This window comes from Pseudoxanthomonas sp. LjRoot204_2, from assembly GCF_056175765.1.
Window position 1 is genome coordinate 1 of record NZ_JBGFFG010000175.1, and the last position, 6,888, is coordinate 6,888.

9 protein-coding genes and 1 pseudogene are annotated in these 6,888 nt (G+C 67.3%); 4 read left to right on the forward strand and 6 right to left on the reverse strand.

The window, feature by feature from the left end:
* Together AC04L7_RS09780 and AC04L7_RS09785 are read left to right on the forward strand one after the other, a co-directional pair.
* Window positions 1-435 (forward strand): annotated as a pseudogene (locus AC04L7_RS09780) (DNA polymerase III subunit delta'); the annotation flags it as partial.
* Between the two features lie 19 nt (window positions 436-454).
* On the forward strand, window positions 455-808 hold the full coding sequence (locus AC04L7_RS09785; protein WP_296280132.1) for a PilZ domain-containing protein: 354 nt from the start codon (window positions 455-457) through the stop codon (window positions 806-808).
* 48 nt (window positions 809-856) lie between these two features.
* Here the strand turns inward: AC04L7_RS09785 and AC04L7_RS09790 are convergent, their stop codons facing one another.
* The 6 genes from AC04L7_RS09790 to AC04L7_RS09815 form a co-directional block, all read right to left on the reverse strand.
* Window positions 857-1,852, reverse strand: a complete 996-nt coding sequence (locus AC04L7_RS09790; protein WP_435997836.1) for a DNA topoisomerase IB — start codon at window positions 1,850-1,852, stop codon at window positions 857-859.
* Window positions 1,853-1,858: 6 nt separating this feature from the next.
* Window positions 1,859-2,149 (reverse strand): hypothetical protein, encoded by a 291-nt coding sequence (locus tag AC04L7_RS09795; RefSeq protein ID WP_435997838.1) that lies wholly within the window; start codon window positions 2,147-2,149, stop codon window positions 1,859-1,861.
* 167 nt (window positions 2,150-2,316) lie between these two features.
* Complete coding sequence (locus AC04L7_RS09800) at window positions 2,317-3,459, reverse strand: acyltransferase family protein (RefSeq protein WP_435997840.1); 1,143 nt, start codon at window positions 3,457-3,459, stop codon at window positions 2,317-2,319.
* Window positions 3,460-3,497: 38 nt separating this feature from the next.
* Entirely contained in the window at window positions 3,498-4,184 is a 687-nt protein-coding gene (locus AC04L7_RS09805; RefSeq protein ID WP_435997842.1) for an ABC-2 transporter permease, read from the reverse strand.
* Entirely contained in the window at window positions 4,181-5,065 is an 885-nt protein-coding gene (locus AC04L7_RS09810; protein WP_299341802.1) for an ABC transporter ATP-binding protein, read from the reverse strand. The genes AC04L7_RS09805 and AC04L7_RS09810 overlap by 4 nt, the downstream gene beginning before the upstream one ends.
* Window positions 5,062-5,481 (reverse strand): GntR family transcriptional regulator, encoded by a 420-nt coding sequence (locus AC04L7_RS09815; RefSeq protein ID WP_435997844.1) that lies wholly within the window; start codon window positions 5,479-5,481, stop codon window positions 5,062-5,064. Before AC04L7_RS09815 ends, AC04L7_RS09810 begins: the two co-directional genes overlap by 4 nt.
* 260 nt (window positions 5,482-5,741) lie before the next feature.
* On the opposite strand from AC04L7_RS09815, the gene AC04L7_RS09820 reads away from it, so the two are divergent.
* Together AC04L7_RS09820 and AC04L7_RS09825 are read left to right on the forward strand one after the other, a co-directional pair.
* The gene (locus AC04L7_RS09820; RefSeq protein ID WP_296280139.1) at window positions 5,742-5,960 is read left to right on the forward strand and encodes a polyprenyl synthetase; all 219 of its coding nucleotides are present in this window, start codon (window positions 5,742-5,744) and stop codon (window positions 5,958-5,960) included.
* Window positions 5,961-5,969: 9 nt separating this feature from the next.
* A complete protein-coding gene (locus AC04L7_RS09825) occupies window positions 5,970-6,887 on the forward strand; it encodes a pseudouridine synthase (protein ID WP_435997846.1) in 918 nt (305 codons plus the stop codon).
* Window position 6,888: the final 1 nt, after the last annotated feature.

The window sequence follows — 6,888 nt, forward strand, 5'->3', positions numbered from 1 at the left end:
GCATTGGCCTGGCTGCAGGCACAGGGCCATGCGCCTGCAGACGCCGTTCGCGCCCTGGACGCGGCACGCGGCCACCCCGGTCTTGCCGACGACTGGCTGCGCCACGATGGCCTGGCGCTGCGCGAAGCGGTGGCACGTGATTTGCAGCGGCTGGAGAGGGGCGAGATCGGCGTGGTGGAGACCGCCCAGCGCTGGGYCCACGACGAGCTGGCCGATGCGCGACTGCGCCACGCGGCGGATCTCGCGCTGGAACAGGCGGGCACCGTCGGCTTGACCGATCCTGCCCGATTGAACAAGCTGGCCACCTGGTTCGACGCCGCCAACCGCACCCGTGATCTCCTGCGGACCACGGTGCGCGGCGATCTCGCCATGGTGGAACTGCTGCTGGCCTGGGCCGGTGGCGATCGCGGACGCGCTGTCGGGGCGCGCCGCTGACCGAAACACGGAGACGTCGATGAATGCAGCAGGTGGACGGCAGGGCATCCTGTCACTGGCAGTGAAGGACAAGGCCGCGCTGTACAACGCCTACATGCCGTTCGTGAAGGGCGGCGGGATCTTCGTGCCCACGCCCAAGCGCTACTTCCTCGGTGACGAGGTGTTCCTGCTGCTGACCCTGCCCGAATCCAGTGATCGCCTGCCGGTGGCGGGCAAGGTGGTCTGGGTGACGCCCGTCGGCGCGCAGGGCAACCGCGCTTCCGGCATCGGCGTGCAATTCGCCGAGAACAGCGAAGGCGAAGCCATCAAGAACCGCATCGAAACGATGCTGGCCGGCAGCCTGAACGGCGAGAAGCCCACCCATACGATGTGATGCGCAGGCGGGCTGCATGCTCGCCCTTCCTGTGCACTCTCTCCTGCGTCACGCCCGCGCGCGACGCAGGTAGCGGATCGCGGCCCGTTCCCATTGCCGGGGCCCGCTCGCATGGCGGGCGGCGCGCTGGAGTGCGCCGTCCTCCCAGCCCGCGAATACGCGCGGATCCACGTAGTTCTTCTCGCAGATGCGCGGCGTGTTCCCCAGCAGGTCGGCGGCGCCACGCAGCACGGCCATCCTGATCTGTGCGCGCTGCACATCGTCGCCGGGCATGGGCGGGTCCTGCATCGCCAACGCGCGGAACGCGAACAGCGTCGCGCCCAGGGTACGGAAGTCCTTGGCGGTGTAGTGGCCCTGCAACTGCGCCTGCAGATAGTCGTTCACATCCCCGGAGGTGATGCGATGGACGCGGCCTTCTTCGCGGTACTGGAAGAGCGCCTGTCCCGGCAGTTGCCGGCACTGCCGTACCAGCCTTACCAGCCGCGCATCGGATACGCGTGATTCAAGCGGCTTACCGCCTTTGCCACGGAACGCGAACCGCACATGGCCTGCCGCGATGAACTGCGCATGCGCATTGCGCAGCGTGGTAAGTCCATACGAACCGTTTTCGCGCGCATAGCTCGCGTTGCCGACGCGGAGCAGCGTGTGGCCGAGCAGGGCGACCACCAGCGCGACCACTTTCCGCCGCGGCAGCCCAGGCAGGGCGAGGTCGGCACGGACCTGACGGCGCAGGCGAGGCAGGGCGTCGGCGAATGCGATCAGTCGGTCGTACTTGCGGGCGCCGCGTTCGGCCTGCCATGCCGTGTGGTAGCGGTACTGCTTTCGTCCGCGCGCGTCACGACCGGTCGCCTGCAGGTGGCCTCGCGCATCCGGGCAGATCCACACGTCGGTATAGGCAGGTGGAATGGCCAGTTGGCGGATGCGCGCGAGTGTGGCGTCGTCGCGCACGGGACGCCCACGCGGATCCACGTACGCAAACCCGCGCCCGCGGCGTCGCCGGCGCAGGCCGGGCATGGCATCGGAGGTATAGCGCAGTCCGGCCAAGCGGGGTCAGAACTCGTCCACGTACTCAAGTACCAGCCCATACTGCTCGCCGATGTCGTCCGCAGTGGCGCGTACGCGGTCGGCATGCGACGACGTGGCTTCCACTTCGACGGCATGCACGTCGTCGCCGGGCATGTCGTCCGAAAGGCCGGCCGAACTGGAATCATCGTCGTCCATGTGCGGCATTAGGTCGGCGAGTTCCTCCACCCGCTCGACGCCGTCCACGCCATGCAAGGCGGCCAGCAGGGCATCGAAGCCGGTGCGCGGGCCCGTCGCCCGCAATCTGATTATGGTCATGGTGGTCCTCGTTGCGGGGCGCATGTGTCTTGCCGGCGAACTTAGGGGCGGCGAAGTCACGTCCCCGTGAAGTCCGGCGAGGCAGCGCATGATGCGTTCAGGATGCGGTGGCGCGAGCGAACCCGCGCAGGGTCTCGCCTGATCCGCGTTCGCGTCGCACGGCATGCTCAGCGGGCGTGCGGCCCGGATGTCGTCGTCGAGACCGCGGACAGCGTGATTCCGCCATTGAGCCACCTGCCGATCACCGTGTGCCGCACGAGCAGTTGGTAGCTCGCGAACGACAGCAGGAACGTGGCGGCCAGCGACGCCGCGAACTCGAGCGTCCAGTGCCACGGCACGTCCAGCAGCTGGTACTGGACGGCCAGAAGCACGGGCAGATGGATCAGGTAGACCCAGTACGCGCTGTCGGCGAGCCAGCGCAGGGCGGTGCTGCGCGAATCCAGCCATCGCTTGGACGCCATCAGGCACCAGAGCGTCATCCAGCTTCCCGCGCATGCTTCCAGCAGCGCGCGCACGCCGTGTGCCCAGGCAGAGGCGTGTTCGGTCTCGAAGCCGTCGGTCCATCGAAAAAGCCAGGCGTAGGCGGCGAGCGCGCCGGCCAACAGGAACGACGAAAGGGGACGAAGGCGATCAAGCAGCCCGTCATGGCGGCACAGTTGGTAGCCGAACGCGAAATACGGCCCGAAGAACACCAGCGCCCACAGCGCGGGCACGAAAAACTCCGGCGCCGGCCATGGTGCGCCGACCATCATCAGTGCCGGTGCCGTCAGCACAGGGCCCGCCACGACCCAGGCGGGTGCAGGCATCCCGAAAAGCCGGGTGCCGATGCGTCCAAGGCCCAAGGCCGAGGCGACCCAGACCAGCAGCGTGAACAGCATCAGATAGAACAGGAACCACAGGTGCGCCCACCCCGGCATCGCGGGCATGGCGCCGTGCTGATCGATGAAGGCACGGATCCATGCCAGTGCCGGCGATGGATTCGACGCCGTTTCCGCGGCGTGTTGCGTCAGCCGGGTCATGCCGGCGAGGAGGGGAGGCGCCAGCACGAGCAACGGCAGCAGGATGCGCCTGCATCGATGGCGGAACAACGCCGCCATCGAGCGGCGTGTCACCAGCCGTGCCGAAAAGTAGCCTGCGATGGCGAAGAACAGCGGCATGCGGAACAGGTGCACGAACCACGCGACTGCGTCGACGACCGACGAATTCCCCCGATCCGCGGCCGGCCATACCGGATGCATGAGCGGGCTGTAGGCCAGCGCTGCATGGAAGACCACGCCGGCCAGCATCGCCAGCGCGCGCAGGTTGTCCATGGCGTGGAGGCGATCCCCGGGCGGCATGATGGCGCCGCTCAGAGGAACGAGGTCTTGCGCGCGTGCACCCAGCCGGCGATGAGGATGGCGATGCCGATCGCCGCCAGTTCGGCGCCGATCAGTCCCAGCACCGGCGGACTCCAGACGATGGCATCGCCGCGCAGGTGCTCGCGAATTCCGGGCATCGAGGTGACCCAGTAGAGAAAGGGGCCGATCAGCGTCATCAGTGCCAGCATCGCGAAGACGTTCCAGCCTTCGGAATCCACCGCAATCACCATGCACAGCGAGAGGCAGAAATTGGCCAGCATGAACAACGCCACGACGACCAGCCACGGCACCATGCCGTCCGGGCGGGGCGTGGTCAGTACCAGCGCCAGCAGGAAGCCGCCGACCAGCAGGAACGGCACCAGGTAGATGACCAGATTGGCCAGCAACTTGCCCCAGAACACGTCCATGGGCGTCACGGGCAGGCTCATGACGAAGGGTTGGGTCTGCTGCTTGCGTTCGAGCATCACTGAAGACTGGATGGCGTAGGAACCCACCACGAGCAGCAGCACCAGCAACAGCAGCGCGCCCGCCGAGGCCAGCAGCGGCGTGCCCATGCCCACCAGCCCCAGCGCCAGCAACAGGCCGGCGACGAAACCGGCGAGTTGCTTCTGGTAGACCTGCCAGTCCTTGACGATCAGCTTGCGGACCATCGCGCCATCGGATGCGAGCCAGTTCATGCGTTGTTTCCTCCGCGGACGGTGGTGACGAAAATGTCTTCCAGCGCCATCGGCTCGACTGATTCGATGTGGAGACCGATGGCCTGCAGTGCGGGCAGCGTGGTGGCGTCGAAGGCGCCGGTCTTCACTTCCAGCAGGGGCGCGCTGTCGCGGATCGAGGCGATGCCGGGCAGCCGCCTGAGCGCGTCGGTCGAAGCGCCACGGCAGAGGATCCGCCGCCAGCCGTCGAGGAAGGACTCCTTGTCGCGCGACGCAACCACGCGGCCGCCATGCAGGAAGGTGATCGAATCGGCGATCTGTTCGATGTCCGCGGTGTTGTGCGACGAAAACAGGATCGAGCGTTCCTCGTCGCGCAACACATCGGCCAGTGCGTCCAGCACCTCGCCGCGCGCGACCGGGTCCAGTCCCGTGGTCGGTTCGTCCAGCAACAGCAGGCGTGGATGGCGGGCGAAGAGCAGCAGCAGCAATGCCTTGACGCGCTGTCCGTGCGAGAACCCGGCGAGCGCCTGGTGCGGCCGCAGGTCGAAGCGCTTCAGCAGATCCTGCGCATAGGCTTCGTCCCACGCGGGATAGACGCTGCGGACGAAGTCCATGTGCCAGCGCAGGCTTTGCCCGCGGTAAAGGCGCATGTCGTCGGAGGCGTAGCCGACTTCCTGCTTCACCGAGACCTGGGCGTGTGGCATGGGCTGGCCGAGCACGTCGACCTTGCCGCCATCGGCCCGCACGAGGCCCATCAACAACCGCAACAGCGTCGACTTGCCGGCGCCGTTGACGCCGACCAGGCCCATGACCTGGCCCGTGGGAAGCGCGAGGTCGATATCGCGCAGCGCGAAGTCGTCATACCGCTTGTGCACGCCTTCGAGTGCGATGGCGAGTGTCATCGTGGCTTCCTTCCGTCGGGATCGATGAGGGGTTTGTCGGGTTCGTCGGACAGGGCATGTTCGACGCGATCGAGGACCTGCCGGCGGTCGAGGCCGAGTTTCCTGGCCGCCTCGAGCAGGCCGGCGAGTTGCGACTGGAATTCCTGGGCGGCGAGCATCTGCGTGGCGTCGAGACTCTCTGCCACGAACGAGCCTTTGCCCTGCCGCGTCACGATGACGCCGGCCCGTTCCAGTTCCAGGTAGGCCCGCTTGACCGTGATCACGCTGACCCTGCTGCCCGCTGCCAGCTCGCGGATGGACGGGAGCGGCGCGCCGGCCTTCCATTCGCCGGCCATCACCTTGGCGACCACCTGCGCGATGATCTGCTCGTACATCGGCGTGATCGAATGGGGAGACAGCAGCAGGTCCGTATCCATTCAACCCCCGTGCGCGAGCGGCACGCTGCGTGGCGATGCAGCGGTGGCGAGGGAAGCACTCCTATCGGTTTCGCGAGCCAAGCGTAGAAGTCTCAAGTCGGCATCTGTGTATAGTGAGTATACACAGTAGTTCATTGCCGTCAATGCATCGCTCGCCGGCGGATCGCTGCCTGCGGCCGACGTGCTGCGGCGTGGACCGGGTGGGGTGGGTGCGACCCGGCTGATGCACAATGCGACCCCCTGCCGGACCCGGACGCACCATGGACCTCGAGACCCTCCTGACCGCCGCATTGCGTGAAGCCGGCTATGGCCAGGACGCCATCGGTTCGGCCATGCCGAGGATCCTGCGCATCCTGGAAGCCGAAGACGTGCGCATCGAGGTCGGTCGCGCGCTGTCGCGGAAGGAGCGCGAGTACGTGCGTCTCCAGCTCGAACTCGGACTCAGCGTGCGGGAAGTGGCTGCCGGGCTGAAGAAGTAAAGCGGCGCCATGCCTGGCCCTGCGCCGCGCTCCGGGCGGCGTGTTCGCCCCCCCGACATCGACGGACTGTCGCCCGGCACGCTGCAGTTGCCGCCCGGCGCATGGCCGACGGTACTGGATTGCCTGTGCGAACGTTTTCCCGCCATTCCACGCGTGCAATGGATCGAGCGGATGGCGCGCGGGCGCGTGGTGGATGGCGACGGGAACCCGGTGACCCCATCCCGCTCCTATCGTGTGGGGCTGGACATCCACTACTACCGCGAAGTCGCCGAGGAGCCCGTCATTCCGTTCGACGAAGTCATCCTGCACCTGGATGACGACCTGCTCGTTGCGGACAAGCCGCACTTCCTCCCCGTCGTGCCCGCGGGCCGGCACGCCCGCGAAACGCTGCTGGCGCGCCTGGTCCGCCGCACCGGCAATCCCGCACTGGTGCCACTGCACCGGATCGATCGCGAGACCGCGGGGGTGGTGATGTTCTCCACCCGGCCGGAAAGCCGCGCGCGTTACCAGGCTCTGTTCCGCGAGCGAAGGATCGAGAAGCGCTATCAGGCGATCGCGCCGGCGCTACCGCACCTCGTGTTCCCCTGCATCCGCACCAGCCGGATCGTCGCCGGCGAACCGTTCTTCCGCGTGCAGGAAGTCCAAGGGGTGGCGAACAGCGAAACACGCATCGATGTCATCGCGCGCGGCGGCAATCGCTGGCGCTACGCGCTGACGCCGGTCACCGGCCGCAAGCAYCAGCTGCGSGTGCACATGGCGGCACTCGGCGCGCCGATCGCTGGCGATACGTTGTATCCCTCAGTGCGCCATCGCGCTGTCGGCGACCATGCGGCGCCCTTGCAACTGCTGGCCGAGCGGCTTGCGTTCATGGATCCGCTCCTCGGGATCGAGCGCTGTTTCACCAGCGGCTTTGCGCTTGACGCGTGAG

Coding starts and splice junctions, on each gene's coding strand:
- AC04L7_RS09800 (WP_435997840.1), bottom strand. CDS start 3,459: ATGGACAACCTGCGCGCGCTGGCGATGCTGGCCGGCGTGGTCTTCCAT.
- AC04L7_RS09810 (WP_299341802.1), bottom strand. CDS start 5,065: ATGACACTCGCCATCGCACTCGAAGGCGTGCACAAGCGGTATGACGAC.
- AC04L7_RS09805 (WP_435997842.1), bottom strand. CDS start 4,184: ATGAACTGGCTCGCATCCGATGGCGCGATGGTCCGCAAGCTGATCGTC.
- AC04L7_RS09795 (WP_435997838.1), bottom strand. CDS start 2,149: ATGACCATAATCAGATTGCGGGCGACGGGCCCGCGCACCGGCTTCGAT.
- AC04L7_RS09820 (WP_296280139.1), top strand. CDS start 5,742: ATGGACCTCGAGACCCTCCTGACCGCCGCATTGCGTGAAGCCGGCTAT.
- AC04L7_RS09815 (WP_435997844.1), bottom strand. CDS start 5,481: ATGGATACGGACCTGCTGCTGTCTCCCCATTCGATCACGCCGATGTAC.
- AC04L7_RS09785 (WP_296280132.1), top strand. CDS start 455: ATGAATGCAGCAGGTGGACGGCAGGGCATCCTGTCACTGGCAGTGAAG.